Here is a 25498-nt window from a genome sequence, read left to right as displayed (position 1 = left end):
CGCTTCCCGCATGCCGATCTCCCCTTCCCAGCGCCGCTACCTGCGCAGCCTCGCCCACGACCTGCACCCGGTGATCCTGCTCGGGGCCAAGGGGGCGACACCGGCCGTGGTCAAGGAACTGGATCTGGCACTCAGCCATCACGAGCTGGTCAAGGTGAAGCTCTCCGGCGGGGACAAGGAAGAGCGCGAGGCGCAGATCGTCTTCCTCACCGAAGGCACCGGTGCCGAATGCGTGCAGCAGATCGGCCATACCGTCACTTTGTTCCGCCGCAACGAGGACGAGCCCAAGCTCGCCCTGCCCCGCTGATGGACCTTTCGCTCGAGCGCCCCGAGGGTTACCTGTTCATTCGCCGCGTGAGCGAGCGGTCGATCACGGTGATGGACCGGGAGCTGGATGCGAGTTTCCTGCTGGCACCGGATCGGGTGGTCGAGACCTGGCCGATAGACGATGTCATGTCACTGGACGAAAGCGCCGGCGAAGCCGTACGCGATCTCCAGCCTGAGGTAGTGCTCCTTGGCACCGGCAATCGGCAGCGATTTCCGCCGGCCGCGTTCATGGCCGGATTCCTGCGCAAGGGAATCGGCATCGAGGTGATGGACAACGCCGCGGCGGCACGCACCTACGACCTGCTGGCTGGCGAGGGGCGGCGCGTGGTCGCTGCGTTCATCCTGCCAGGGACCAGATCGGCGGGCTGAAGCCCGCCCTGCGAAGCCGCACATTGCAGGTGGGCTTCAACCCACTAACAGTTACCTCGCCGGCAGATAGTCGAGCGGGTCGACCGGATTCCCATCCCGCCGAATCTGGAACTGCAACTCGTCCCGCGACGCCCCGGTCGAACCCATTTCCGCGATCAGCTGCCCTGCGCTCACCCGTTGCCCTTCCTTCACCAGCCGCTTGCGGTTGTGGCCGTATGCCGACAGGAAGTCGTCGTTGTGCTTGATGATGATCAGCTCGCCGTAACCAACCAGCCCGTTGCCGCTGTAGACGACCACGCCATCGGCGGCGGCGCGCACCGGATCGCCTGCCTTGCCGGCCAGCTCGATGCCCGGGATGGCATCCCCGCCCTGGAACTTCTTGATCAGCGTGCCATCGGCCGGCCAGCGCCAGTTGACCCCGCTCGCCGTGCGGGTCGCTCCCTTGGGGGCCGGCACGACCGGCGGCGCAGGAACGGCGGCCACCGGAGCCGGCGCGGCTACGCTCGCGCTCGGATGCGAGGGTGTGGGAACCGGCTTGGCCACCGATGCCGGCATGCGCGTGGGAGCGGAGGTGACCGGGCGTCGCGTGCCCGCAACACGATCCCTGGCGGGCGAAAGCCGTAGCACCTGGCCCGGCCATATCGTGTACGGCGACGCGATCCCGTTCCAACCGGCCAGGTCGCGGAAATCCACCCCATGGCGGAAGGCGATCGAGTAAAGCGTGTCTCCGCGCATCACCCGGTAGCTGTCCCTGTCCGAGGCCGCCCGAGCCGGTGCGACCGGCGTGCGCGGGGTCGTGGCGCCGCGATTGGGCTGGACCACGACCGACCGTCCACAGGCGGCAAGGAGAAGCGCGGCCGAGCATGCCGCCGCGAAGCGCGTCCATTTCGTCATGTCACCAGCATACCCAGCCGACACACCGATTTCACGAAAAGCGCCACGCCGCTCAATGCAGCCAGATCCACCACACCAGCAGCAGCGCCAACACGACGATCGCCGCCCAGCCGATGCGCTCGATGTGCTTGTGCAACACCCGCTCGGCGCGCTCGCCGAACAGGCGGATCAAGAGCGCCAGCAGCCACACGCGCTTGCCGCGCCCGACCGCCATGCAAAGCAGGAACGGAATCACCGGCACGCCCACGATGCCCGACGCCCAGGTGACGAACTTCATCGGCACCACCGGCTGCAGCGCGGCCAATGCCAGCACCAGCAGCAGGCCCAGCCAATGCTGGTTCATCTGCGCGCGCAGGCTGGCCACACCCTGTTCGATCGGCTCGAGCAAGTGCAGCGAGGCCAGCAGCGGCTGCAGCGCCTGGAACGCCCAATGGCCCAGCGCGTAACCCACCAGCGAGCCGAGCAGCGAAAACAGCAGGCTGACGTTGGCGTAGAAGAATGCCTTCTGCCGCTTGCCCAGCATCATCGGCGCAAGCATCACCTCCGGCATGATCGGAAAGATGAAAGCTTCGACGAAGCTCAGCCCGCAGAGGTAGTACACAGCCCGCGGGTCGCGTGCCCAGGTCAGCGCACGCGAGTAGAGCGCTCCAAACAGACGCATCTAGTGGATTCCTTGTCGCCGGAGGAGTGGCATCAGCCGATGCCGCCGAGCAGCGGCACGAAACTGACCGCACCGAGTTCTTCCTGGATGAAGTCGCCCTGCCCGTTGCCGCGAATGCGCAACAGCATCTGGCTGCTGGGCGACCCGACCGGAGCGACCAGTACGCCTTCGGGCGAAAGCTGGTCGAGCACCTGGCTGGGGATCGCGTCCCCTGCGGCAGTGAGGATGATCGCGTCGAAGGGCGCCTGGTCCGGCCAGCCCAGCTTGCCGTCGTCGTGGCGCGAGCGAACGTTGGCCAGGCCCAGCTGACGGAAGCGCCGGCGCGCCTGGCGCAGCAATTCCTCGATGCGTTCGACGGTGAACACCTGCCCAACCAGCGCCGCCAATACGACCGCCTGGTAACCCGAGCCGGTTCCGATCTCCAGCACCTTCTGCGGCACGCCGCCGTTGAAATGTTCCAGCAACGCCTCGGTCATGCGCGCGACCACCCACGGCTGCGAGATGGTCTGGCCGTGGCCGATCGGCAACGCGGTGTTCTCGTAGGCGCGCGAGTGCAGCGCCTGGTCGATGAAGTGATGGCGCGGCGTGTTGCGGATCACCTCGATCACGCGCGGGTCGCGAATGCCGCCTTCCTTGAGTGTGGCGGCGAGGCGGTCGCGCGCGCGTTGGGAGGTCATTCCCTCGCCCTTGAACGCCGACGGCGGCAGCGGATGGATGTTCATCGTCATCGTCAGGCCGCCTTCTCGTCCATGGCCTCGGTCATCGCCTGCATCCAGCCGCTGATCTTCTCCAACGCCTGGTAACGGGTGAGGTCCACGTGGATCGGCGTCACCGAAACGTAGCCGCGGCGCACCGCATCGAAATCGGTTCCGGGACCATCGTCTTCGGCGCCACCGGAAGGACCGATCCACCAGATTGGCTTGCCGCGCGGATCGGTCTGCGCGATGCAAGGTGCGGAGCGGTGCCGTTTGCCCAGCCGCGTGACCTCGAAACCCTGGATTTCGTGCCAAGGCCGGTCAGGCACGTTGACGTTGAGGATGGTGTCCGCCGGCAACGGGTCGACCAGCAGGCGGCGCATCAGGATAAGCACGGCCTGCGCGGCCGAGTCGTAGTGCTCGCCCTTGTGATCACGGCTGGCCAGCGACACGGCGATCGCAGGCAAGCCGAGGAAACGGCCTTCCATCGCCGCCGACACGGTGCCCGAATAGATGACGTCGTCACCAAGGTTGGCGGAGTTGTTGATGCCTGACACCACGATGTCCGGCTCGTGGTCGAGCAGGCCGGCCAGCGCCAGGTGTACGCAATCAGTCGGCGTGCCGGCCACGCGGTAGCGTCCATCATCCATCTTCAACGCACGGATCGGCGCATCCAGGGTGAGCGAGTTGCTGGCGCCGGAACGGTCGCGATCAGGTGCCACCACCGTGACCTGCCCCACCGCTGCCAGACAGTCGGCCAATACGCGGATGCCGGGGGCGTCCACGCCGTCGTCGTTGCTTACCAGGACTCGCATGATGTTCCGTCGACAGATGCACGAACGCGGCCCCGAAGGCGCGCTCCGAATCCTCTGGAGTCTACCGGAGCGGGCCCCCTCTTTCACGGCCGTGCGATATGACACCCCGTGGCTCCAGCGACAGACAGGGAGTGTTTGCCGGAATCGCGTGCAAGTCTCTAGCATGACCTCATGAAGAAGCGCCGTGTCCCCGCCGAACCCGACGAAGACGACATCCGCCTGTTCCGCGATGCGATCGGGCCGGTGCGCGAGATCCGCGTGGATGCGCCTCCGCCGCCCGCGCCCCGGCCAGAGCCGCGCGCGCACATGTTCGAAGCGGACGAGGCCGCCGTGCCTGGCGAATTGCTGGAGCTGGCCTTCGATCCCGCACTGATGGAAATCGGTGAGGAGCTCAGCTACCTGCGCGAGGGCTATCCGCCGCGCCTGCTGCGCCAGCTCAAGCGCGGGCAGTTCAGCATCCAGGACGAACTGGACCTGCACCACATGAATGCCGCCGCCGCACAGGCCAGCATCGCCAGCTTCCTTGCCGAAGCCCGCCAGCATGGCCTGCGCTGTGTGCGCATCGTGCACGGCAAGGGCCTGCGCTCGAAGGCCGCCGGGCCGGTGCTCAAGGTGCTCACCGACCGCCTGCTGCGCCGGCGCGACGACGTGGTGGCGTTCGCTTCGGCCAAACCTGCCCAGGGCGGCACCGGTGCCGTCGTCGTCCTGCTGAGAAACGCCTGATCCCCGCAGGGGCGCATCTGTGCGCGACCGCGGTGTCGCGCGCAGGGGCGCCCTGCATCGCGACCGGGGATCAGTCCGCCTCAGGCCTGCGCCAGTTCGCGCACCACGACGGTGGCGTAGGCGCCGGCAGGCAACTCGAAAGCCAGTTCCAGAGCATCCTCGCCCAGCCAGCGCCAGGACAGCTGGCGGGGAATCAGGCGCAAGGGGCGCCGTTCCTGGTCCATGCGAGCGGCCGCCAGGCCTTCCGCCAGGTCGCTGTCGCGCGCGGCAACCTCGCGCTCCAGGGCGCCGGCGTCAGCGGCGGTCGGCGGTTCGCCCTGGCCCCAGAGCGGGCCTGACGGGTGGATATCGCCGCTGGCCAGGCGCCCTGCCAGCGCGGCATCAAAGGGCTCCGGCCCGAACCACGAGCGCGAGCCGGCGAGCGACCATATCTCGCCCTCGATAGGCGTGTCCCACGTGCCCTGTTCCACCCGCGCCGCAAGCACGCCATTGAAAATGTGCGAGCGTGCCGCCGAAAGCAGGAAGCTGCGCTTGTCCCGATCCACGCGGCGGCCGGCGAACATCGCCCGCGCCTGCGCCACGTTGCCGCCCTCGCGACCGAAGCGTTGTTCACCAAAGTAGTTGGGCACGCCGCGTGCGGCGATGGCGGCCAACACTTTTTCAGCCGCCGTGCGATCGCCCTGCACCTCACGCAATACCAGCACGAAGCGGTTGCCGCGCAACGCGCCGCGCTTGAGTTTGCGGTTGTGTCGAGTGGCGGCCAGTACCTTCACTTCCGCGTGCGGAAAGGCCGACCAATCAGGGTCGGGCTTGCCCGCGAGCTGCACGGTGAAGGCCTGCCGGGTCACCGCATGACGGTCCTTCAGGCCCGCGAAACCCACGGCCACCGGAGGCACGCCGGCGAAACGCGCCAATTCCTTGGCCACCCAATCGGTGTTTGCGCCGCGTTTCTCCACCCATAGCAACGCATGCTCGCCGGAACCCTCCGCGTCATACCCAAGGATTTCCTCGACGAGGAAATCCTCCGGCGCCGCACGCAGGCGGGCGGTGAGCGGTGGCATGCCGTGGGCGTAGGGAAGTTCGTGCACTGCGGTCCTTTGATCGATGGGCTCTTCCGGCTCTGCCGGAGTCACTTGTGGGCGATGCTTGTGGGTCGCCAGCAGATAGGCTGCTGCAAGGGCCGCTACATGAGAAAGAGCGAGGCGAGCCCGAGGAAGATGAAAAAGCCACCGCTGTCGGTCATCGCCGTGATCAGCACGCTCGATCCCAGCGCCGGGTCGCGACCGAACTTCATCATCAGCATCGGGATGCCGACGCCGCAGAACGCGGCAAGCAGCAGATTGAGCGTCATGGCCGCGGTCATTACCACGCCAAGGGCGATGTTCTCGTAGAGCAGCCAGGCCACCACGCCGATCACCCCGCCCCAGACCAGGCCGTTGAAAAGCGACACGGCCAGTTCCTTGCGCCACAGCCGCTTGGCGCTGTCGGGCGTGATCTGGTTGAGCGCCAGCGCGCGCACGATCATGGTGATGGTCTGGTTGCCCGAGTTGCCGCCGATGCCGGCGACGATCGGCATCAGCGTGGCCAGCGCCACCAGCTTCTCGATCGCGCCTTCGAACAGCCCGATCACGCGCGAGGCGATGAAGGCCGTGACCAGATTGATCGCCAGCCACGACCAGCGGTTGCGCAAGCTGGCCCACACCGAGGCGAAGATATCCTCCTCCTCGCGCAGACCGACGCGGTTCAGGGCGTCGCTCTCGCTTTCCTCGCGGATCACGTCGACCATCGCATCGACGGTGATGCGCCCGATCAGCCGGCCACCGTCGTCCACGACCGGCGCAGTCACCAGGTCGTAGCGCTCGAATGCCTGCGCCACCTCGTAAGCGTCGTCGGCGGGGTGGAAGGTGTTGACGTCCGGCGCCATCACCTCGCTGACCATCTTCTCGGGCGGATTGACCAGCAGCCAATGCACAGGCAGCACGCCGGTGAGCAGGTTGTCGTGATTGATCACGAACAACTTGTCGGTCTGCGCGGGCAGCTCGTCGAACCGGCGCAGGTAGCGCAGCACGGTCTCCAGGCTCACATCCTCGCGGATCGTGACCATCTCGAAATCCATCAGCGAGCCGATCTGGTCCTCTTCCCAGGACAGCGCCGACTGCACCCGCTCGCGCTGCTGCGCGTCGAGGCTGGCCATCAGCTCGGGCAGCACCTCGGTCGGCAGGTCCTCGACCAGGTCGGCCAGTTCATCCGCATCCAGCGGCTCCACCGCGGCGAGGATCTCGCGTTGGTCCATGTCCGCGATCAGCGATTCGCGAACCGCATCGGAGACTTCCAGCAGGATTTCGCCGTCGCGGTCGGCTTTCACCCGCTGCCAGACGGCCAGGCGCTCATCCAGCGGCAGCGATTCCAGCACGAAGGCGATGTCGGCCGGGTGCAGTTCATCGAGCCGCTGCTGCAGTTCGGCCTGGTGCTCGGGCGTCGGATCCTCGACCAGCCGCGCCAGCAGCTCGGTAATGGCTTCCAGCTGCTCGTGCAGCCGGTTGGCGCCGCGGGCTTCGGCCTCGCTCACGCGCGCTCCAGCAGCACGCAGGCTTGCGCCGCGATGCCTTCGCCACGGCCCGTGAAACCGAGCCTTTCAGTGGTAGTGGCCTTGATACTGATACGGGCGACCTCGCAGGCGAGGTCTTCGGCAAGGTTGGCGCGCATCGCCTCGGCGTGTGGCCCGACCTTTGGCGTTTCGCAGATCACCGTGATGTCGGCATTGCCGAGCCTGTAGTTGTGCTGCGACATCAAGAGGGCTGCGTGCCGCAGGAACTGGCGACTGTCCGCATCGCGCCAGCGATCGTCCGAGGGCGGGAAATGCCTGCCGATGTCGCCCAGCGCCAGGGCGCCGAAAATGGCATCGCACAAAGCGTGGATCACCACGTCCCCATCCGAATGGGCGACCACGCCCCGACGGTGCGGGACGCGCACGCCGCCGAGCACGACGACATCGCCCTCGCCGAATGCGTGCACGTCGAAACCCTGCCCTATCCGCATCGCGCCGTCCTCGTCAGCAGGAACTCGGCCAGCGCGAAATCCGCGGCCGTGGTCACCTTGATGTTGTCCTCCGCGCCTTCCACCAGCCGCGGCGCGTAGCCTGCCCGCTCCATCGCCATCGCCTCGTCGCTCACCACTACGCCCGCGCGGGTGGCCGCTTCCAGTGCCGCCACAAGCTGCCCGCGTCGGAACATCTGCGGCGTGAAGGCGCGCCAGCGCTGTTCTCGTGGCTCGGTAGAGATGCTGCGCTGGCTCTCGTCCGCGCGCTTGAGGGTATCCCTCAGCGGCGCACCAAGCAGGCCACCGTCGCCCGCGGAGGCGTGGTCGACCAACCGTTCGACGTCGGCGGCGCGAATGCAGGGACGCGCCGCGTCATGCACCAGCACGAAATCCTGCTGGGCGACTTCGGTTGGCAGCGCGCGCAAGCCTGCCAATACCGAGTCGGCGCGCTCCCCACCACCGATCGTCGTGAGCACCATCTTGCCACCCAGGTTGTCGATGCCGGGCCAGTGCCCGTCGTCGGCCGCCAGGGAGACCATCAAACCGGCGATGCGCGGGTGCGCCGCCAACCGCTCCAGCGTGTGCAGGATCAGTGCGCGCCCCGCCAACGGCAGGTACTGCTTGGGGCAATCGCCGCCGACCCGGGTGCCGCGTCCGGCGGCCGGTATCACGCACCACAGCGGGGCCATGTCAGTGCCCGCCGCCGTCGCTGGCCGGTGGGGCACTGGCGCTGCCGGCCGGTCGTTCGACCACCTGGTAGAAGGTCTCGCCGGGCTTGATCAGGCCCAGCTCCGCGCGGGCGCGCGCCTCGACCGCCTGCTCGCCATGCTTGAGGTCGCTGACGTCGGCCGCCAGCGCCTGGTTGCGCTGGAGCAGCTTGTCGTTCTCGCCGGTCTGCTTCTGCACGGCGGCGCGCAGCGTCTGTACTTCGTGCATGCCGCCGCTGCCGGTCCACAGTTTGAGCTGCAGACCGATCAGGATCACGAGCAAGACCAGGGCGATCCAGCGCAGCATGGACGTTGCAGACTCCGCGTCAGCCCGGCAGGCGGGCGAGGTTGGGGAATGCGTCGCGACCGGCGTAGCGGGCGGCACTGCCCAGAGCCTCCTCGATGCGCAGCAGCTGGTTGTACTTGGCCACGCGGTCGGTGCGGCATAGCGAGCCGGTCTTGATCTGGGTCGCGGTGGTCGCGACGGCGATGTCCGAGATGGTCGTGTCCTCGGTCTCGCCCGAACGATGGGAGACCACGGCGGCATACTTCGCCGCGTCGGCCATGGCGATGGCTTCGAGCGTCTCGGACAGCGTGCCGATCTGGTTGACCTTGATCAGGATCGCATTGGCGATGTGCTTCTCGATGCCCTCGCGGAAGATCGACGGGTTGGTGACGAACAGGTCGTCGCCGACCAGCTGCACTTCCTTGCCGATCCTGTCGGTGAGCAGCTTCCAGCCGTCCCAGTCGCCCTCGGCCATGCCGTCCTCGATGGTGACGATGGGATACTGCTTCGCCCACCCGGCCAGCAGATCGACGAACTGCTCCGGCGCGTAGGCCTTGCCCTCGCCTTCCAGGTCGTACTTGCCGTTCTTGAAGAACTCGGAGCTGGCCACGTCCAGGCCCAGCAGGATCTCGCTGCCGACCTTGTAGCCGGCCTTGCCGACCGCCTCCAGGATGGTGTCCAGCGCCTCGATGTTGGAGCGCAGGTTCGGCGCGAAGCCGCCCTCGTCGCCGACCGCGGTGTTGAGGCCCTTGCCCTTGAGCACGGCCTTGAGCGCGTGGAAGATTTCCGCGCCGGCGCGCAGCGCCTCGGCGAAGTTCGGCACGCCCACCGGCAGCACCATGAACTCCTGCACGTCGACATTGTTGTCCGCATGTGCGCCGCCGTTGATGATGTTCATCATCGGCACCGGCAGGCTGCCAGGCTTGTCATGCGAGAGGTACTTCCACAACGGTTCGCCGCGGGAGGCGGCCACCGCGTGCGCCGCAGCCATGGAGACGCCCAGCAGCGCGTTGGCACCCAGCTTGCCCTTGTTCGGCGTACCGTCCAGTGCGATCAGCTTGTCGTCGAGGCCCTTCTGGTCGGCCGCGTCGAAACCCTTCAGCGCAGTGGCGATCGCGCCATTGACGTTGGCGACCGCCTTGGTCACGCCCTTGCCGCCGTAGCGCGCCTTGTCGCCGTCGCGCAGCTCGACCGCCTCGCGCGAACCGGTCGAGGCGCCGCTGGGCACCGCGGCCCGGCCGAACGCGCCCCCGTCCAGGGTGACTTCGGCTTCCAGCGTGGGGTTGCCGCGCGAGTCGAGGATTTCACGGGCGTGGATGCGGGTGATCTGAGTCGTCATTGGGTGATGTCCCTAATCGATGTACTTGGAAAACCAAAACAGCAAAGCCGTGATACCAGCGAACAGCACAGCGACCACCAACCGGTAGAACCCCTGGAAGCGCCGGGTCACGTCCAGTGCCTGGTTCTGCTTGGCGATCGCCGTCTCGCTGTTCTTCCGGTAAAGCTCCAGGTGCTCGCGCTGGACGTCGCGGATTTCCGTCAACAGCCGGACCAGCGAGTCTTCCGTGGACATGCTCGTCCCCCGGTCAGAGTGTGTTTTCGAGAAAGCCGTGACGCTTGGTCGCGGCGTCCAGTTCCATAAGGGTTTCCAGCAACGCCTCCATCTTGTCCAGCGGCCAGGCATTGGGGCCGTCGGAGAGCGCCTTGCTCGGGTCCGGATGCGTCTCGGCGAACAGGCCGGCCACGCCGACCGCGACCGCCGCGCGCGCCAGTACCGGCACGAACTCGCGCTGGCCACCCGAGCTCGCGCCCTGGCCGCCGGGCAACTGCACCGAATGCGTGGCGTCGAAGACCACCGGGCAATCCGTCTCACGCATCACGCTCAGCGAACGCATGTCCGAGACCAGGTTGTTGTAGCCGAAGCTCGCGCCGCGCTCGCACACCATGATGTCGTCGTTGCCCACGGCCTTGGCCTTGGCGACCACGTGCTTCATGTCCCACGGCGCCAGGAACTGGCCCTTCTTGATGTTCACCGGCTTGCCGGCGCGCGCCACGTTCTGGATGAAGTCGGTCTGGCGGCACAGGAAGGCGGGAGTCTGCAGGACGTCGACCACCGCGGCCACTTCGTTCATCGGCGTGTACTCGTGCACGTCTGTGAGAAGCGGCACGCCGAGCTGGCGCTTGACCTCGGACAGTACACGCAGGCCTTCCTCAAGCCCCGGGCCGCGGAAGCTCTGGCCCGAAGAACGATTGGCCTTGTCGAAACTGGACTTGAAGATGAAGTTCACGCCCAGCCGGCCGGTGATTTCCTTGAGCTTGCCGGCGGTGTCCACCTGCAGTTGCTCGGACTCGACCACGCAGGGGCCGGCGATCAGGAACAGGGGCTGGTTGAGACCGATTTCGAAACCGCAGAGCTTCATAGGTATTTCCTGTCGGTGCATCGCCTGGCCGGCGAGCCGCTACCCCTCGGGACGTCATTCCCGCGAAAGCGGGAGTCCATCTCCAAAGGAATAACCAAGAGCAAAGTGGGTTCCCGCTTTCGCGGGAATGACGCCCGCGCTCTGTTGGGCGCCACACCGTTCATCTGGAACGAGGCACGTGGGGCAAGGCCATCATGCCCTCGCCTGCGCGCTCGCCAGCTTCTCTCCCTCGCGCATCGCCTTGTACTCGCGCGCCGCCTCGACGAAGCCGATGAACAGCGGATGGCCGTCGCGCGGCGTGGAGGTGAACTCCGGATGCGCCTGGCAGGCCAGGAACCACGGGTGCTTCTGCTGCGGGAGCTCGACGATCTCGACCAGCAGGTCGTCCATGGACTTGCCGGACACCACCAGGCCCAGATCCTCGAAATCCTGCCGGTAGCGGTTGTTGAATTCGTAGCGGTGGCGATGGCGCTCGCGCACCACTTCCTGGCCGTACGTCTCGCGCGCGAGCGTGCCGGTCTTCAGGCGCGCCTCCTGCGAGCCCAGGCGCATCGTGCCGCCCAGGTCCGAGTGTTCGCTGCGCTGCTCGGTCTCGCCGGCGGCGGTGGTCCATTCGGTAATCAGCGCGATCACCGGGTTGGCGGTGTTGCGATCGTTCTCGCTCGAATCGGCATCCTTCAGGCCCGCCACGTTGCGAGCGAAGTCCACCACCGCCGCATGCATGCCGTAGCAGATGCCGAAGTACGGCACGCCGTTTTCGCGTGCGTACCTTGCCGACAGCACCTTGCCCTCGAAGCCGCGCTTGCCGAAGCCGCCCGGCACCAGGATGGCGTCGGCCTTGCCCAGCACCTTCTGCGCGCCCTCGGCCTCGACCTGTTCCGAATCGATCCAGTCCAGGTTGACCCGGGTCTGCTGCTTGATGCCGCCATGGCGCAGCGCTTCGCCGAGCGACTTGTAGGCGTCCTTATGTTCGACGTACTTGCCGACGATCGCGATGGTGACCTCGTCCTTCGGGTGCTCGACCGCCTCGACGGTGCGGCGCCAGCTGGAAAGGTCGGCCGGCTTGGCGTCGAGCCCCAGCCGCCGCACCACGATGTCGTCCAGCCCCTGGCTGTGCAGCCACAACGGGGTCTTGTAGATCACGTCCACGTCGATCGCGCTGATCACCGCGTTCTCGGGAACGTTGGTGAACAGGGCGATCTTTCGCCGTTCGCTATCCGGCAGCGGCTCCTCGCAGCGGCACAGCAGGATGTCAGGCTGGATACCGATCGAGCGCAGCTCCTTGACCGAATGCTGGGTCGGCTTGGTCTTGATCTCGCCGGCAGCCTTGATGAACGGGACCAGGGTCAGGTGCATGAACAGGCACTTTTCCGGCCCGTGCTCGATGCGCAACTGGCGGATTGCCTCCAGGAATGGCAGCGACTCGATGTCGCCCACCGTGCCGCCGATCTCCACCAGCGCCACGTCGAAGCCACGGGTGGCCTCGTGCACGCAGTGCTTGATCTCGTCGGTGATGTGCGGGATCACCTGCACGGTGGCGCCCAGGTAGTCGCCGCGGCGTTCCTTGCGGATCACGCTCTCGTAGATCTTGCCGGTGGTGATCGAGTTCTTGCCGGTCAGTCGCGTGTGGACGTAGCGCTCGTAGTGACCCAGATCCAGGTCGGTCTCGGCGCCGTCGTCGGTGACGTAGACCTCGCCGTGCTGGAACGGACTCATGGTGCCCGGATCCACATTGATGTAGGGATCGAGCTTCATCAAGGTGACCGAGAGCCCACGCGCCTCGAGGATGGACGCAAGCGACGCCGCCGCGATGCCCTTGCCGAGCGAGGACACCACACCGCCGGTGACGAAAATCAGGGGGGTCATGGAATGCAGCCGTGCTGGAAATTCGGCATTTTAGCGGGTGACGGGCCCGGCGGCGAGACATTCCGGTGGTGCGGTTCACGCTTGGGCCTCTCCGGCGGCGTGGAACCACGGTGCGGGTCCCTCATAACCTCACATCGTTCGCCCGGCGCAGGCGCGCCGCGCCCAAGTCGAAGGCGCCCCCGAAAAAGCCCCGGCAGCGTTTTCCACCCTGGCGCCGCACGCCTAGGTAGGCGTGACCGGTCGAGGATGGAAGGCGATAGCATGGGCGAATGACCAACCCCATCCCTTCCCGCCTGGTCGCCCTGCGCCAGGCCATGCAGAAGCACGGCGTCGCCGCCTGCCTGATTCCTTCCGCCGATCCCCACCTGTCCGAATACCTGCCTGCCCACTGGGCCGCGCGGGAGTGGCTTTCCGGCTTCACCGGCTCGGCCGGCACGCTGGTGGTCACCGCCGACACGGCCGACCTGTGGACCGATTCGCGCTATTTCTCCCAGGCCGAACAGCAACTGGCCGGCACGGGCGTGGCGCTCAAGAAGCAGAAGGTCTCGCACGCCCCCGAACACCTGCAGTGGCTGCAGCAGCACCTGAAAGGCGGCGACGTGCTGGCGGTGGCTGGGGACAGTCTGTCCGTCGCCGCCCGCAAGCAGGTCGAGGGCCTGCTGGACGAGGCCGGCGCACACGTTCGCACCGACCTGGACCTGCCCGGCGAGGCCTGGACCGACCGCCCCGTCCTGCCCAAGGCGCCGGTGTTCGAGCACCCGCCCGGCTACCCTGGCAGCACCCGCGCGGAAAAGCTGGAGCGCCTGCGCGCCAGCCTGCGCCGCCAGCAGGCTACGCACCACCTGGTCTCCAGCCTGGACGACATAGCCTGGCTGACCAACCTGCGCGGCAGCGATGTGGAATGCAACCCGGTATTTCTGGGCCATCTGCTGGTCGAAACGGACGGACCGGCCACGCTGTTCGTCGACCGCGGCAAGCTTTCCGATGCCCTGGTGGCCGCACTCAAGGCCGACAATGTGCGCATCGCCGACTACGCCACCGTCACCGATGCCCTGGCCGAGTTGGGCAAAGGCGCACGCCTGCTGCTTGATCCGGCGCGGGTCGTCTGCACTGTAGCCGAAGCTATCGGACCGGCGGCCGACCGCGTGGAGGCGCCCAACCCGTCGACAGCCCTCAAGGCCCGCAAGACCGAAGCCGAGCTCGAACACATCCGCGAGGTGATGCGCCGCGATGGCGCCGCGTTGGTACGCGCCTTCCGTCGGCTGGAAGAGCGCCTGGCCGCGGGCATGACCCAGACCGAGCTGGACGTCGACGTGCTTCTGCGCGAAGAGCGCTCGGCACAACCCGATTTCGTCGGCGAAAGTTTCGCCACCATCGCCGGTTACCAGGCCAATGGCGCCCTGCCGCACTATCGCGCCACGCCCGAGGCGCACAGCACCTTGCAGCGCAAGGGCCTGCTGCTGGTCGACTCGGGCGGCCAGTACCTGGGCGGCACCACCGACATCACGCGTGTGCTGGCGCTGGGCGAAACCTCCGCGGAGCAGCGCCGCGACGCCACGCTGGTGATGAAGGGACTGATCGCGCTCTCCCGCGCGCGCTTTCCCAAGGGCGCCAGTGGCCCGCAGCTCGATGCGCTGGCGCGTGCACCGCTGTGGGCCAGCGGCCTGGACTATGGACACGGCACGGGCCACGGCGTGGGCTACTTCCTCAACGTGCACGAAGGCCCGCATTCCATCCGCCCGCCCTCGCCCAACGGCGCGCTGGTGCCGCTGGAACCGGGGATGATCACCTCGATCGAGCCAGGCCTCTACAAGCCCGCGCGCCACGGCATCCGGCACGAGAACCTGGCGGTGGTGGTGCAGGCGGACCAGACCGAGTTCGGCGAGTTCTACGCTTTCGAAACGCTGACACTGTGCCCGTTCGATCGCCGCGCACTGGAACCGGGCCTGCTCAATCCTGAAGAACGCGCCTGGCTGGATGACTATCACGCCACCGTGCGGGCGGCGCTGGCACCGCTGCTGGAGGATGCGGACCTGGCGTGGCTGGAGCGGCATTGCGCACCGTTGTGATTCCGTCAGGAGCGCTTCCGTCGCCGATGAATGGGGCCAGTGCACCACCGCTCCAGTGCCTCCTATCGCGCCCTCGCCCGCAACGGGGGGAGGGCGCAGAAGACGGATGGCCGCGCACTTCGCGGCAAGCCCGCTTGACCACCCCGCCCGCCTCTCGCCATCCTGCAACGTTTCCGTCCCCTGACCGACCCCACGCATGAGCAGTCGCTACAACGCCGCCGACATCGAAGTCCTTTCCGGCCTCGATCCCGTCAAACGCCGCCCCGGCATGTACACCGACACCTCCCGCCCGAACCATCTGGCGCAGGAAGTCATCGACAACTCCGTGGACGAGGCGCTGGCGGGGCACGCCAAGGCCATCGAAGTGGTACTGCGCGCTGACGGCTCCGTCGAGGTCAGCGACGACGGCCGCGGCATGCCGGTGGACATCCATCCGGAGGAAGGCGTGCCGGGCGTGGAGCTGATCCTCACCCGCCTGCATGCCGGCGGAAAGTTCAACGGCAAGAACTACAACTTCTCCGGCGGCCTGCACGGCGTGGGCGTATCGGTGGTCAACGCGCTGTCGCAGCGCGTGGAAGTGACCATCCGCCGCGACGGCAACGAATACCGCATGGCCTTCGAGCATGGCGACCGCGTCAGCGAACTGGAAGTCATCGGTTCGGTGCCCAAGCGGAAAACCGGCACCACCGTGCGTTTCTGGGCCGACCCGAAGTATTTCGACTCGCCGAAGATCTCGTTGCCGAAGCTCAAGCACCTGCTGCGCGCCAAGGCCGTGCTCTGTGCCGGCCTGAGCGTGAAGCTGGTCGACGAAGCCAGCGGTGAAACGAGTGAGTGGTACTACGAGGATGGCTTGCGCGATTACCTGCGCGGCGAGCTCGATGGCGCCGAGGCGATCCCGGCCGACCTGTTCGTCCACCACGTCGCCCGCGACACCGAAGGCCTGGATGTCGCCCTCACCTGGCTGCCCGAAGGCGAGCTGGTGCAGGAGAGCTACGTCAACCTGATCCCCACCGCGCAGGGCGGCACCCACGTCAACGGCCTGCGCAGTGGCCTGACCAACGCCATCCGCGAGTTCTGCGACATCCGCAACCTGCTGCCGCGCGGCGTCAAGCTGGCGCCCGAGGACGTGTGGGAACGCCTGGCCTTCGTGCTCTCGGCCAAGCTGCAGGATCCGCAGTTCGCCGGCCAGACCAAGGAACGCCTGTCCTCGCGCAACGCCGCGGCACTATGCGAGGGCGTGGTGCACGATGCCTTCAGCCTGTGGCTCAACCAGCACGTGGACCTGGGCGAAAGGATCGCCCAACTGGCGATCGAGCGCGCCAGTGCGCGCCTCAAGGCGGCCAAGCAGGTGGTGCGCAAGAAGATCACCCAGGGCCCCGCCCTGCCCGGCAAGCTGGCCGACTGCACCGCCACCGACCTCACCCGCACCGAGCTTTTCCTGGTAGAGGGCGATTCGGCCGGTGGCAGCGCCAAGCAGGCACGCGACAAGGAGTTCCAGGCAATCCTGCCATTGCGCGGCAAGATCCTGAACACCTGGGAGGTCGAATCCACCTCCGTGCTCGCCTCCGAGGAGGTGCACAACCTCGCCGTGGCCATCGGCTGCGACCCAGGCAAGGACGACCTCTCCGGGTTGCGTTACGGCAAGGTGGTGGTCCTAGCGGATGCCGACTCCGACGGCCTGCACATCGCCACCTTGCTCTCGGCATTGTTCCTGCGTCACTTCCCCTCGCTGGTGCGCGAGGGGCACGTGTTCGTGGCGATGCCTCCGCTGTTCCGCGTGGACGTGGGCAAGCAGGTCTTCTACTGCCTGGATGAGGCCGAGAAACAGTCGATGCTGCAGAAGATCGAGCGCGAGAAAATGAAGGGCGCGGTCTCGGTCACCCGCTTCAAGGGCCTGGGTGAGATGAACCCGGCGCAGCTGCGCGAATCGACCATCCATCCGGACACGCGCCGCCTCGTGCAGCTGACCGTGGACGACAGCGAAGGCACGGCCAGGCTGATGGACATGCTGCTGGCCAAGAAACGCGCCGGCGACCGCAAGAGCTGGCTGGAAGAAAAGGGCGACCTGGCCACGCTGGAGGTCTGACCGCTCGCTGGCAGGCGCCACGGCCAGCATGCTGCAAGGCATGCCGGTCCTGTGCCGCGCAGGCGACATGGGCGCGGCCATTGCGAAGGGCAGCTTGAGACGCCGGCTTTTCGCTCCCGGCCCAACAGCGACCGGATTAGCCATCGCGCGCGCCCCGCCCTCCGGCGCTAAGGTAGGCTTTTCCACACGCCGAGCTCAGCCATGGCCCTGCTTCCGCCCATCGACCTGCAACGCTGGATCGACGAACACCGTCACCTGCTCAAGCCGCCCGTCGGCAACAAATGCATCGTGGACGGCGACTTCATCGTCATGATCGTCGGCGGCCCGAACGCTCGCACCGACTACCATCACGACGAAGGCCCCGAATTCTTCTACCAGCTCGAGGGCGAGATGGTGCTCAAGGTGCAGGACGAAGGTGTCGCGCGCGACATCCCCATTCGCGCGGGCGAAGTATTTTACCTGCCGCCGCGCGTGCCGCATTCGCCGCAGCGCATGCCCGAGTCGGTCGGCCTGGTGATCGAACGCCGGCGCGTCACTGGGGAGCAGGATGGCCTGCTGTGGTTCTGCGAACGCTGCAACCACAAGCTGTACGAGGAATATTTCACCCTGCAGAGCATCGAGCAGGACTTCCCGCCGGTGTTCAATCGCTTCTATGGGTCGCGCGATGCCCGCACCTGCGACGCCTGCGGACATCTCAATCCGGCACCTGCGCGCTACGAATCGGCCTGATCTTCCATGGTGGCTTCTAGCGGGCGAGCCATCGCTGCGCCATGCGCCGCAACGATGCGTCCGCCTGCGGGTCCTGTGCGATGGTCCGGATGGATCGCCAGGCCAGATCCAGAGACTCCTCGCTGACGGCAAACGCTTCGCTGCCTGTCGCGCGCACGACGTAGCGCACGTCGAAGTGCCAGTGCGCCGGTACCTCGCCACGAGCGGGAATCAGGTGGCGATCCAGATCGAAGATCTCCGGTTCCACGACGAGGTTGCCCAGACCGGATTCCTCCTCCGCCTCGCGCAACGCGACACGCGCGAGGTCGCGATCGCCGTCGGCATGGCCGCCCAGTTGCAACCAGCGGCCGAGCTTGCGGTGATGCGTCAACAGCACGCGCTCGCCATCGGCGCTCACCAGCCAGGCCGAACCGGTGAAATGCCCGGGCGGGTGCGAGCGCTCGAACACCTCATCCGCGCTGGCCAGGAACCGCAGGAACCCGCTCACACACGGGTCATCCGGACAGGCCAGTCCATGCCGGTGCAGCGCGTCGCCAAGCCGGCAGGTCGATGTTTCGGGCATGATGGTTCGGGCGGTGGTCAAACGGCAATTCTAACGGCGTCCACGCATGTCTCGTGGCGCTTGTACCCCCAGTCACGCTCGGCTAAGGTTGCCCGTCACATCGGCTCGACGCGTGGCTAACGCAAGGGTCGGGGAGCACGCCGTCTTTCATGGGGAACGCTATGCTGTTTAAGCGCGTCAAGCCGCTCGACCAGATTCTCGCTACCGCCGAAAAGAAATCCCTCGTCCGCCAGCTCGGTCCGTTCCAGCTCACCATGCTGGGCATTGGCGCGATCATCGGCACCGGCATTTTCGTGCTCACCGCTGAAGCGGGCCAGAAAGCCGGCCCCGGCATGATGATTTCCTTCATCATCGCCGCCGTCGTCTGCGGCCTGGCCGCGCTTGCGTACGCAGAGCTTGCCTCCATGGTGCCGGTCGCCGGATCGGCCTACACCTATACCTATGGCGTGATGGGCGAAGGGCTCGCCTGGGTCGTGGGCTGGGCGCTCGTACTGGAGTACACGATTGCCGCCAGCACCGTGTGCGTGGGTTGGGCCGGCTATTTCAACGGGCTCCTGGCCAGCCGCGGGCTCGGGTTGCCGATGTTCCTCCGCGTCGGTCCGCTGGATGGCGGCGGCTTCAACCTTTTTGCCTGCCTGATCGGCCTGGTCATCACCGCCCTGCTCGTCGTGGGCACCAGCAAGTCGGCCAAGGTCAATGCCGTGCTCGTGCTGGTCAAAGTGATCGCCCTGACGGTCTTCATCATCATTGCGCTGCCGCGCGTCCAGGACGCCAATTTCCAGCCCTTCACGCCCAACGGCTGGGGCAGCCCGATGGGCGGCATCGGCGTGCTTGGCGCCGCGGCTTCGATCTTCTTCGCCTACGTCGGATTCGATGCCATCTCCACGGCGGCCGAGGAAACCAAGAATCCGAACCGCAACATCCCGATCGGCCTGCTCGGCGCACTCGGCGTATGTACGGTCTACTACCTGCTGGTGAGCTATGGCGCTATCGGCTCCGTCGGCGCGCAGCCGGTGGTCGCCCCGGACGGGTCCGCGATCCAGCCGGGCACCCCCGCCATGGCCGCTGCGTGCCAGGCGTCCCAGGCGCTTGTTTGCAGCAAGGAAGCGCTGGCCCATGCGGTGCGGCTGCTCGACCATCCGTGGTGGGGCAACTTCATCGGCGCGGCGGCCAGCCTCGCGTTGCCCTCGGTCATCCTGACGATGACCTACGGCCAGACCCGCATCTTCTTCACCATGGCCCGCGATGGCCTGCTGCCGAGCTCGCTGGCGAAGATCCACCCGCGCTACCACACGCCTCACGTGATCACGATGATCACCGGCGTCTTCGTGTCTCTGTTCGGCGCGATGTTCCCGGTGGGCGCGCTGGCGGACGTGACCAATTCCGGCACGCTTTTCGCGTTCATGATGGTGGCGCTGGGCGTGCTTATCCTGCGCGTCAAGCAGCCTCATCGTCCGCGGTCGTTCCGCACCCCGTTTGCCTGGATCGTCTGCCCTCTCGCCGTCCTGGGCTGCCTGCTGCTTTTCCTGAACCTGTCGAAGGTGACCATGTACGTGTTCTTCGGCTGGGCGGCTGTGGGTCTGGTCGTGTACTACCTCTACGGGTACCGCAAGAGCCATTTGGCCAACGGCACCGAACCGGTCTGACGTTGGCGTCGCCTCTCCAGTGAAACCCTGCCGGCACGGTGAAAACCGTGCCGGTTTCATGTCCGGAATGCCCATGCTGAAGCAACTGCTCGCCCGCAAGACCGATTTCTCCGACGTCGACGACTCGCACGGTCCCGGCCTTCGCCGCACGCTGGGCCCCTGGGGGCTGACCGCACTGGGCATCGGCGCGGTGATCGGCGGCGGCATCTTCGTGATCACGGGGCAGGCCGCGGCCGAGCACGCCGGCCCGGCGGTGATCCTCGCCTTCGTCATCGCTGCAGTGTGCTGCAGCTTTACCGCGCTGTGCTATGCGGAATTCGCCACGCTGATCCCGATGTCGGGCAGCTCCTATTCCTATGCCTACGCAACGCTGGGCGAACTGGTCGCCTGGTTTATCGGCTGGAACATGGTGCTCGAGTACGGCGTTTCGGCCTCGGCGGTCGCGGTCAGCTGGACGGGGTATTTCGTCAGCCTGCTCGACCATGTCGGCATCCACCTGCCCGCCGCGCTCACGACCGCGCCCCTTGCCTACACGGGCGGACACCTGGTGAGAACCGGCGCCTTGTTCAACCTGCCCGCGGTCGCGATCGTGCTGGCGCTGACCTGGCTTTGCTACGTGGGCATCCGCGAATCCAGCGGCGCCAACGTCGCCATGGTGCTGCTCAAGGTCGGCCTGATCGTGGTGGTGATCGTCGCCGGCTGGCGCTACGTGAATCCGGAGCTGTGGCACCCGTTCATCCCGGCTAACGAAGGGCCGGAAACCTACGGCTGGTCAGGCATCATGCGGGCGTCCACCCTGGTGTTCTTCGCCTACATCGGCTTCGAGGCCACCTCGACCGCGGCACAGGAAGCGAAAAACCCGCAGCGCGACCTCCCGATCGCCACGATCGCCTCGCTTGCCATCTGCACCGTGCTCTACGTGGGCATGGCAGCGGTGATCACCGGCCTGCTGCCATTCAAGCTGCTGGGCACGGCCGAGCCGGTGGTCACGGCGGTCAAGGCGCATGCCGAACTGGAATGGCTGCGCTGGCTGGTCGAGGTCGGCGCGTTGATCGGCCTGTCATCCGTGGTACTGGTAATGATCATCGCGCAGCCGCGCATCTTCATGATCATGGGCCGCGACGGCTTGTTGCCGCCGGTATTCGCGAAGATCCATCCGCGCTACCGCACGCCGCACATCAACACGGTGATCACCGGCCTGGGCATCGCCGCGCTGGCCGCGGTATTCCCGCTCGACATCCTGGGTGACCTGGTCTCGATGGGCACGCTGATCGCGTTCGTTGCGGTCTGCGCGGGCGTGCTGATCCTGCGCCATACCCAGCCGGAACTGCCGCGCACGTTCCGCGTGCCGTGGGCGCCAGTGGTCTGCACGCTGGGCGTGCTGAGCTGCCTGATGCTGCTGTACTGGGAGAACTGGTATCAGTGGCTGATGTTGGGCATCTGGACGGTGATCGGCATGGTCATCTACTTCGCCTACGGCCGTCGGCACAGTCAGTTGCGAAAGGCATCGAGCTCAGCCGCCAACTAAGTGGCGGTAAGTACCGTCCCCCATCGCAAGGGCGGCTTCTGTCCTTCCTGCGCCCCAGTGCGTGAGGTCCTGCACTCGCGTCGCATCGATCGCGGCGCGTCCCGACGGATTCACGAACCCGACCGTTGAACGACGTTCGCAGGCGGACGCAACATTTAATAAAATTATTACAACTGCCCGAGTTGCGGACCGCAAACAATTTTTCTTCCTAAGTCCTTGAAAAAAAAGGCTTTAACGGAAGTTTTCCGAGAAAAAATCCGGCACCGATCGCCCGAACCGCCCCTCACGGGAGTATCATCCGTGCTCCGAGGGTTGATCACTTGGCAGTGGGCCCCGGATCGCCGCCCGGCGCGTCAGGCGGGTCAGCTCCTCAGCCTGACGCGTCTGGGCAGCATTTTTCAGACAGGCCATTCGGCCAATCTCCACGCACGCAAATCTTTCAGTGCGCCTCGCGCATCGAACGCGTGTGTGCGTGCTCAGGCCTTCCTGGTAGTGTGCGAGACACACCAGCCCTTGGCGTTCACCGCCTTGCCGGGGAACAACTGGCAAGGACCGTAAGCCTTGGCGGTCGGGTCAGTGAAGAACTGACAGTTCGAACACACGGCGCCCGCCGTATGCTTCGGGTTCTTCGACTTGCTGGCGTCCTCGACATAATCGAGCGCCTTCGCCGTCGGATCGGACTCGGCCACATGCGGCAGATCAGCGGCGCGCGCGAAGCGTGGCATGCCACCGACCACCGCGGCGGCCGCCGCCGTGCCGGCCGCGACCTTCAGGAAGCGTCGACGCGATTCGATGTCTTTTTCTTGCGACATAGTTGAACCTCCGTTGTTTCCGCCACCGCGGACGCGGCAGCCTGTCGCGATGGTACGCCGCGAACGTCAATTCCACCTGACTTGCGAGAACGACTCGCATTTGCCGTTGGTCGCACAGGCCGGCGTGTTATAGTCGCGCACCGTTTGGACGTCCAAATACCCATGCAGGAATTGCCTCTTCCGTCGATCCATCCCGTTTCGCGCTTTGCGCGGACGCCGTCGCCGAGGCCGCGCGCGAGCTCGCGTCACTGGGCTGGACGCCGGCGACCAGCAGCAATTTCTCCATGCGCGTGAACGAGGAGGTGGTTGCCATCACCATCTCCGGCCGCGACAAGGGTCGCCTGGGGCGCGAGGACATCATGCTGGTCGACATGGCCGGCCATGCGGTCGGCACGCGCGCGCGCCCCAGCGCCGAAACCGAGCTTCACACGCAGGCCTACCGTCGCCTGCCCCAGGCGCAGGTGGTCCTGCATACCCATTCGCGCACGCAGAGCGTGGCCTCGCGGCTGTTCGCCCGCGAGGGCGCGGTGCGGCTGGAAGGCTGGGAACTGCAGAAGGCGATCACCGGCTACACCACGCACGATAGCGTGCTGGAGATCCCGGTCTTCCCCAACACGCAGCACATGCCCGAGCTGGTCGAGCGCATCGACGCCTGGCTGGATGCCGGCAAGCCGCTGCATGCCTACCTGATCGACGGCCACGGTATCTACACCTGGGGCGCCGACATGGCCGAGGCGCGCCGTCATCTCGAGGCGCTCGAATTCCTGCTCGGCTGCGAACTCGACCTGAGGAGACTGTCCGCATGAGCCGCCTGCGCATCTTCGAGGACACCCAGCCGTCCACGCCGGTTTCCGTGCATACCGCACCGGCCGAGATCGCCCGCGAGCTCGGCCAGGTCGGCGTGCGCTTCGAGCAGTGGGAGGCCAATGCGCCCATTGCTCCGGGGGCCAGTCAGGAAGAAGTCGTCGCCGCCTACCGCGATGACATCGACCGCCTGATGCGCGAAGAGGGCTACCAGTCGGTCGACGTCATCAGCCTGGCGCCTGATCACCCGGACCGCGCGGCGCTGCGAAAGAAATTCCTGAGCGAACACACCCACAGCGAGGACGAGGTGCGCTTTTTCGTCGCCGGCAGCGGCCAGTTCACCCTGCACCTCGCAGGCAAGGTGTACGACGTGCTGTGCGAGGCAGGCGACCTGATCGGCGTACCTGACGGCACGCCACACTGGTTCGACATGAGCGAATCGCCCTACTTCGTCGCCATCCGTCTGTTCACCAACAAGGACGGCTGGGTCGCCAACTTCACCGGCACCGACATCGCCGAACGCTTCCCGCGGATGGATCCGGGCTCTCGCTAAGCCTCGCGAAGCGGGCGTCAGCCCGCCGTGGATTCGCAGCGAGGCTCCCGTGGGTTGAAGCCCGCCATGCGGGAGCTCGGCTATCCTTGCCGTCTTTCCGGACACGTGCCGCCCATGACCACCATCCGCGCCATCGTCACCGACATCGAAGGCACCACCAGTTCGATCGATTTCGTCAAGGACGTGCTGTTTCCGTACGCCCGCAAGCGCCTGCCGGCCTTCGTCGAAACGCACGCCGACCGGCCCGAAGTGCAGCACTGGCTGCACGAGGCGGCCAAGGAAGCGGGCATCATCGAGGCCAGCCGCCAGGAAATCATCGAGCTGTTGCTGGGCTGGATCGACCAGGACCGCAAATCCACCGCGCTCAAGGCGCTGCAGGGGATGATCTGGAAGGAAGGCTACGAGGCTGGCGAATACCGCGCGCACGTCTATCCCGAAGTATCCGCACGCCTGCATGGCTGGCGCGCCGACGGCCTGCACCTGTACGTCTATTCCTCCGGTTCGGTACCGGCGCAGCGATTGTTCTTCCGCTACAGCGACGCGGGGGACCTGACGCCGCTGTTCGCCGGCTACTTCGACACCGAAACCGGCCCCAAGCGCGAATCCGACTCGTACGCGAAGATCGCCGAAGCGATCGGCGAACGCCCGGAGCACATCCTGTTCCTGTCCGACATCGTCGAGGAACTGGATGCCGCAGGCACCGCCGGCATGCAGACCGGCTGGCTCGTCCGTGCACCACAGGCGATGCCGTCCGAGCCGCGCCATCGCGCCTACGCGGATTTCGACGCCATCGAACCCTGAGACCTGCAATGCGCGCAAGCCTGATCGCCCTGCTCGCATTTGCCGCCGGCATTCTGGCGATGCTGCTGGCCCAGGGCTGGCTCCCTCACCACCCGGCCGGCCAGGCATCGCGCGTGCCGGCGATCGCCCGGGTCGCCACGCAGCCGCCGCTCGACGACGCCGAAGCCCCGGCGTTGCCGCAGGATGACTGGCCGGAACAGGCACCGACGCCCGAGCAGGTGCTCTACACCCAACCACAGCTGCTGGATGCCGCGCTCGCCCGGCTCGGTCCACGCGTCCCGGGCAGGCCAAATCTCTACCTGCTCGCCTTCGCCGGCGACGGCAGCGAGGACGTCTTCCACAACGAAGCAGAGTACGCCGCGCGCCTGTTTACCCGGCGCTTCGGCGCCACGGCGCACGCGCTGGTGCTCGAGAACTCCCCGGACACGCTATCCACCCGGCCGCTGGCCACCTGGAGCAACCTGGAAAGCGCCCTCGATGGACTGGCCGACGCCATGGACCCACGACAGGACGTCCTGCTCCTCTACCTTTCCACTCACGGCAGCGAAGACCATACCCTGCTCGTGGACATGGACCCGCTGCCGCTGGACCAGATCGGCGCGCAGGACCTTGGCGCGATCCTCGCGGCGCGCCCATTCAAGTGGAAGGTGGTGGTGGTCAACGCCTGCTACTCCGGCGGATTCATCCCCTCGCTGCAGGGCGAGGGCACCCTGGTACTCACCGCTGCGCGCAGCGACCGCAGTTCGTTCGGCTGTGGCAACGATTCGGCGGCAACCTACTTCGGCCGCGCATGGCTGATCGATGCGCTGAACCACACGCCCGACTTCATCGCCGCCTTCGCGCAGGCAAAAGGCGAGATCACGAAGTGGGAGCGACAGGAGCGACTGCTGCCGTCCGAGCCGCAGATGGCGATCGGCAAAGGCATCGCCGAGCAGCTGGCGCGATGGCGCCAGGGCCTGAAGCCGGGCCCGGCCGTGCCCTTCCAGCAACCACGGCAATCCGCTCCGCTGGCTGCCCATCACTGAGCCCCCGTAGGAGCACACCCCTGCGCGACCGATAACGGTGGACGCCTGGGCGGATGCATGCATGACGGTTGCGCACAGGGT

The 25498-nt window shown here is 66.6% G+C and carries 27 protein-coding genes; 12 read left to right on the top strand and 15 right to left on the bottom strand.

Annotated features, from left to right (window positions below; all coding sequences use genetic code 11):
- The first annotated feature begins 10 nt into the window (after nt 1–10).
- Both yhbY and ACFWZ1_RS08040 read left to right on the top strand, forming a co-directional pair.
- Nucleotides 11–307: a ribosome assembly RNA-binding protein YhbY gene (yhbY, locus tag ACFWZ1_RS08045; RefSeq protein ID WP_439666018.1), complete on the top strand. Its 297-nt coding sequence runs from the start codon at nt 11–13 to the stop codon at nt 305–307.
- Nucleotides 307–696, top strand: a complete 390-nt coding sequence (locus ACFWZ1_RS08040; protein ID WP_439666017.1) for an Mth938-like domain-containing protein — start codon at nt 307–309, stop codon at nt 694–696. The genes yhbY and ACFWZ1_RS08040 overlap by 1 nt, the downstream gene beginning before the upstream one ends.
- Before the next feature lie 51 nt (nt 697–747).
- Here the strand turns inward: ACFWZ1_RS08040 and ACFWZ1_RS08035 are convergent, their stop codons facing one another.
- The 4 genes from ACFWZ1_RS08035 to surE are packed head-to-tail and all read right to left on the bottom strand — an operon-like array spanning nt 748 to nt 3761.
- On the bottom strand, nt 748–1590 hold the full coding sequence (locus tag ACFWZ1_RS08035; protein WP_439666016.1) for a peptidoglycan DD-metalloendopeptidase family protein: 843 nt from the start codon (nt 1588–1590) through the stop codon (nt 748–750).
- Between the two features lie 52 nt (nt 1591–1642).
- Nucleotides 1643–2251 (bottom strand): YqaA family protein, encoded by a 609-nt coding sequence (locus ACFWZ1_RS08030; protein WP_439666015.1) that lies wholly within the window; start codon nt 2249–2251, stop codon nt 1643–1645.
- Nucleotides 2252–2283: 32 nt separating this feature from the next.
- A complete protein-coding gene (locus ACFWZ1_RS08025; protein WP_231325961.1) occupies nt 2284–2973 on the bottom strand; it encodes a protein-L-isoaspartate(D-aspartate) O-methyltransferase in 690 nt (229 codons plus the stop codon).
- An 8-nt stretch (nt 2974–2981) separates the two neighbouring features.
- Nucleotides 2982–3761 (bottom strand): 5'/3'-nucleotidase SurE, encoded by a 780-nt coding sequence (gene surE / locus ACFWZ1_RS08020; protein WP_231325396.1) that lies wholly within the window; start codon nt 3759–3761, stop codon nt 2982–2984.
- Between the two features lie 171 nt (nt 3762–3932).
- Here surE and ACFWZ1_RS08015 point away from each other — a divergent pair, with 171 nt between their 5' ends.
- The gene (locus ACFWZ1_RS08015) at nt 3933–4484 is read left to right on the top strand and encodes a Smr/MutS family protein (protein ID WP_231325395.1); all 552 of its coding nucleotides are present in this window, start codon (nt 3933–3935) and stop codon (nt 4482–4484) included.
- Between the two features lie 80 nt (nt 4485–4564).
- On the opposite strand, the gene truD is transcribed toward ACFWZ1_RS08015, so the two are convergent.
- The 9 genes from truD to ACFWZ1_RS07970 all read right to left on the bottom strand — a co-directional run bounded on the left by truD (nt 4565) and on the right by ACFWZ1_RS07970 (nt 12802).
- Complete coding sequence (gene truD / locus ACFWZ1_RS08010) at nt 4565–5572, bottom strand: tRNA pseudouridine(13) synthase TruD (protein ID WP_439666014.1); 1008 nt, start codon at nt 5570–5572, stop codon at nt 4565–4567.
- A gap of 95 nt (nt 5573–5667) precedes the next feature.
- Nucleotides 5668–7053: a magnesium transporter gene (gene mgtE, locus ACFWZ1_RS08005; protein WP_231325394.1), complete on the bottom strand. Its 1386-nt coding sequence runs from the start codon at nt 7051–7053 to the stop codon at nt 5668–5670.
- Nucleotides 7050–7523, bottom strand: a complete 474-nt coding sequence (gene ispF / locus ACFWZ1_RS08000) for a 2-C-methyl-D-erythritol 2,4-cyclodiphosphate synthase (protein ID WP_439666013.1) — start codon at nt 7521–7523, stop codon at nt 7050–7052. The genes mgtE and ispF overlap by 4 nt, the downstream gene beginning before the upstream one ends.
- Entirely contained in the window at nt 7514–8212 is a 699-nt protein-coding gene (gene ispD, locus ACFWZ1_RS07995) for a 2-C-methyl-D-erythritol 4-phosphate cytidylyltransferase (protein WP_439666012.1), read from the bottom strand. The genes ispF and ispD overlap by 10 nt, the downstream gene beginning before the upstream one ends.
- A gap of 1 nt (nt 8213) precedes the next feature.
- Nucleotides 8214–8537 (bottom strand): cell division protein FtsB, encoded by a 324-nt coding sequence (gene ftsB / locus ACFWZ1_RS07990; RefSeq protein ID WP_231325391.1) that lies wholly within the window; start codon nt 8535–8537, stop codon nt 8214–8216.
- A 19-nt stretch (nt 8538–8556) separates the two neighbouring features.
- A complete protein-coding gene (eno, locus tag ACFWZ1_RS07985; RefSeq protein WP_439666011.1) occupies nt 8557–9855 on the bottom strand; it encodes a phosphopyruvate hydratase in 1299 nt (432 codons plus the stop codon).
- Between the two features lie 12 nt (nt 9856–9867).
- Nucleotides 9868–10089, bottom strand: coding sequence for a hypothetical protein (locus ACFWZ1_RS07980; protein WP_439666010.1), 222 nt, complete (start codon nt 10087–10089; stop codon nt 9868–9870).
- Nucleotides 10090–10102: 13 nt separating this feature from the next.
- Entirely contained in the window at nt 10103–10936 is an 834-nt protein-coding gene (gene kdsA, locus ACFWZ1_RS07975) for a 3-deoxy-8-phosphooctulonate synthase (RefSeq protein ID WP_231325388.1), read from the bottom strand.
- Nucleotides 10937–11128: 192 nt separating this feature from the next.
- A complete protein-coding gene (locus ACFWZ1_RS07970) occupies nt 11129–12802 on the bottom strand; it encodes a CTP synthase (RefSeq protein ID WP_231325387.1) in 1674 nt (557 codons plus the stop codon).
- A 269-nt stretch (nt 12803–13071) separates the two neighbouring features.
- Between ACFWZ1_RS07970 and ACFWZ1_RS07965 the strand changes: the two genes are divergently transcribed.
- The 3 genes from ACFWZ1_RS07965 to ACFWZ1_RS07955 all read left to right on the top strand — a co-directional run bounded on the left by ACFWZ1_RS07965 (nt 13072) and on the right by ACFWZ1_RS07955 (nt 17686).
- Nucleotides 13072–14871 carry an aminopeptidase P family protein gene (locus ACFWZ1_RS07965; protein ID WP_439666009.1) on the top strand — a complete coding sequence of 600 codons (1800 nt, stop codon included), beginning with the start codon at nt 13072–13074 and terminating at the stop codon, nt 14869–14871.
- A 196-nt stretch (nt 14872–15067) separates the two neighbouring features.
- Nucleotides 15068–16957: a DNA topoisomerase IV subunit B gene (parE, locus tag ACFWZ1_RS07960; RefSeq protein ID WP_439666008.1), complete on the top strand. Its 1890-nt coding sequence runs from the start codon at nt 15068–15070 to the stop codon at nt 16955–16957.
- Between the two features lie 201 nt (nt 16958–17158).
- Nucleotides 17159–17686: a 3-hydroxyanthranilate 3,4-dioxygenase gene (locus tag ACFWZ1_RS07955; RefSeq protein ID WP_439666007.1), complete on the top strand. Its 528-nt coding sequence runs from the start codon at nt 17159–17161 to the stop codon at nt 17684–17686.
- Between the two features lie 16 nt (nt 17687–17702).
- Here the strand turns inward: ACFWZ1_RS07955 and ACFWZ1_RS07950 are convergent, their stop codons facing one another.
- Entirely contained in the window at nt 17703–18248 is a 546-nt protein-coding gene (locus ACFWZ1_RS07950; protein WP_439666006.1) for an NUDIX hydrolase, read from the bottom strand.
- A 161-nt stretch (nt 18249–18409) separates the two neighbouring features.
- Between ACFWZ1_RS07950 and ACFWZ1_RS07945 the strand changes: the two genes are divergently transcribed.
- Together ACFWZ1_RS07945 and ACFWZ1_RS07940 are read left to right on the top strand one after the other, a co-directional pair.
- The gene (locus tag ACFWZ1_RS07945) at nt 18410–19894 is read left to right on the top strand and encodes an amino acid permease (RefSeq protein WP_439666005.1); all 1485 of its coding nucleotides are present in this window, start codon (nt 18410–18412) and stop codon (nt 19892–19894) included.
- 73 nt (nt 19895–19967) lie between these two features.
- Nucleotides 19968–21422, top strand: coding sequence for an amino acid permease (locus tag ACFWZ1_RS07940; RefSeq protein ID WP_231325380.1), 1455 nt, complete (start codon nt 19968–19970; stop codon nt 21420–21422).
- Nucleotides 21423–21898: 476 nt separating this feature from the next.
- Here the strand turns inward: ACFWZ1_RS07940 and ACFWZ1_RS07935 are convergent, their stop codons facing one another.
- On the bottom strand, nt 21899–22234 hold the full coding sequence (locus ACFWZ1_RS07935) for a high-potential iron-sulfur protein (protein ID WP_231325378.1): 336 nt from the start codon (nt 22232–22234) through the stop codon (nt 21899–21901).
- A gap of 170 nt (nt 22235–22404) precedes the next feature.
- On the opposite strand from ACFWZ1_RS07935, the gene ACFWZ1_RS07930 reads away from it, so the two are divergent.
- The 4 genes from ACFWZ1_RS07930 (at nt 22405) to ACFWZ1_RS07915 (ending at nt 25417) form a co-directional block, all read left to right on the top strand.
- The gene (locus ACFWZ1_RS07930; protein ID WP_439666885.1) at nt 22405–23040 is read left to right on the top strand and encodes a methylthioribulose 1-phosphate dehydratase; all 636 of its coding nucleotides are present in this window, start codon (nt 22405–22407) and stop codon (nt 23038–23040) included.
- The gene (locus tag ACFWZ1_RS07925) at nt 23037–23591 is read left to right on the top strand and encodes a 1,2-dihydroxy-3-keto-5-methylthiopentene dioxygenase (protein ID WP_231325374.1); all 555 of its coding nucleotides are present in this window, start codon (nt 23037–23039) and stop codon (nt 23589–23591) included. The genes ACFWZ1_RS07930 and ACFWZ1_RS07925 overlap by 4 nt, the downstream gene beginning before the upstream one ends.
- A gap of 114 nt (nt 23592–23705) precedes the next feature.
- Nucleotides 23706–24392 (top strand): acireductone synthase, encoded by a 687-nt coding sequence (gene mtnC / locus ACFWZ1_RS07920; protein WP_231325372.1) that lies wholly within the window; start codon nt 23706–23708, stop codon nt 24390–24392.
- Between the two features lie 8 nt (nt 24393–24400).
- Nucleotides 24401–25417 (top strand): C13 family peptidase, encoded by a 1017-nt coding sequence (locus ACFWZ1_RS07915; protein ID WP_439666004.1) that lies wholly within the window; start codon nt 24401–24403, stop codon nt 25415–25417.
- The last annotated feature ends 81 nt before the right edge of the window (nt 25418–25498 follow it).

This window comes from Frateuria sp. GZRe14, from assembly GCF_051900395.1.
Classification (GTDB): Bacteria; Pseudomonadota; Gammaproteobacteria; order Xanthomonadales; family Rhodanobacteraceae; genus Frateuria_A; species Frateuria_A edaphi.
The sequence above is the reverse complement of the archived record's forward strand: the minus strand, read 5'-3'. Positions and strand labels throughout refer to the sequence as shown.

Coding starts and splice junctions, on each gene's coding strand:
- yhbY (WP_439666018.1), top strand. CDS start 11: ATGCCGATCTCCCCTTCCCAGCGCCGCTACCTGCGCAGCCTCGCCCAC.
- ACFWZ1_RS08040 (WP_439666017.1), top strand. CDS start 307: ATGGACCTTTCGCTCGAGCGCCCCGAGGGTTACCTGTTCATTCGCCGC.
- ACFWZ1_RS08035 (WP_439666016.1), bottom strand. CDS start 1,590: ATGACGAAATGGACGCGCTTCGCGGCGGCATGCTCGGCCGCGCTTCTC.
- ACFWZ1_RS08030 (WP_439666015.1), bottom strand. CDS start 2,251: ATGCGTCTGTTTGGAGCGCTCTACTCGCGTGCGCTGACCTGGGCACGC.
- ACFWZ1_RS08025 (WP_231325961.1), bottom strand. CDS start 2,973: ATGAACATCCATCCGCTGCCGCCGTCGGCGTTCAAGGGCGAGGGAATG.
- surE (WP_231325396.1), bottom strand. CDS start 3,761: ATGCGAGTCCTGGTAAGCAACGACGACGGCGTGGACGCCCCCGGCATC.
- ACFWZ1_RS08015 (WP_231325395.1), top strand. CDS start 3,933: ATGAAGAAGCGCCGTGTCCCCGCCGAACCCGACGAAGACGACATCCGC.
- ispF (WP_439666013.1), bottom strand. CDS start 7,523: ATGCGGATAGGGCAGGGTTTCGACGTGCACGCATTCGGCGAGGGCGAT.
- ispD (WP_439666012.1), bottom strand. CDS start 8,212: ATGGCCCCGCTGTGGTGCGTGATACCGGCCGCCGGACGCGGCACCCGG.
- ftsB (WP_231325391.1), bottom strand. CDS start 8,537: ATGCTGCGCTGGATCGCCCTGGTCTTGCTCGTGATCCTGATCGGTCTG.
- eno (WP_439666011.1), bottom strand. CDS start 9,855: ATGACGACTCAGATCACCCGCATCCACGCCCGTGAAATCCTCGACTCG.
- ACFWZ1_RS07980 (WP_439666010.1), bottom strand. CDS start 10,089: ATGTCCACGGAAGACTCGCTGGTCCGGCTGTTGACGGAAATCCGCGAC.
- kdsA (WP_231325388.1), bottom strand. CDS start 10,936: ATGAAGCTCTGCGGTTTCGAAATCGGTCTCAACCAGCCCCTGTTCCTG.
- ACFWZ1_RS07970 (WP_231325387.1), bottom strand. CDS start 12,802: ATGACCCCCCTGATTTTCGTCACCGGCGGTGTGGTGTCCTCGCTCGGC.
- ACFWZ1_RS07965 (WP_439666009.1), top strand. CDS start 13,072: ATGACCAACCCCATCCCTTCCCGCCTGGTCGCCCTGCGCCAGGCCATG.
- parE (WP_439666008.1), top strand. CDS start 15,068: ATGAGCAGTCGCTACAACGCCGCCGACATCGAAGTCCTTTCCGGCCTC.
- ACFWZ1_RS07955 (WP_439666007.1), top strand. CDS start 17,159: ATGGCCCTGCTTCCGCCCATCGACCTGCAACGCTGGATCGACGAACAC.
- ACFWZ1_RS07950 (WP_439666006.1), bottom strand. CDS start 18,248: ATGCCCGAAACATCGACCTGCCGGCTTGGCGACGCGCTGCACCGGCAT.
- ACFWZ1_RS07945 (WP_439666005.1), top strand. CDS start 18,410: ATGCTGTTTAAGCGCGTCAAGCCGCTCGACCAGATTCTCGCTACCGCC.
- ACFWZ1_RS07940 (WP_231325380.1), top strand. CDS start 19,968: ATGCTGAAGCAACTGCTCGCCCGCAAGACCGATTTCTCCGACGTCGAC.
- ACFWZ1_RS07935 (WP_231325378.1), bottom strand. CDS start 22,234: ATGTCGCAAGAAAAAGACATCGAATCGCGTCGACGCTTCCTGAAGGTC.
- ACFWZ1_RS07925 (WP_231325374.1), top strand. CDS start 23,037: ATGAGCCGCCTGCGCATCTTCGAGGACACCCAGCCGTCCACGCCGGTT.
- mtnC (WP_231325372.1), top strand. CDS start 23,706: ATGACCACCATCCGCGCCATCGTCACCGACATCGAAGGCACCACCAGT.
- ACFWZ1_RS07915 (WP_439666004.1), top strand. CDS start 24,401: ATGCGCGCAAGCCTGATCGCCCTGCTCGCATTTGCCGCCGGCATTCTG.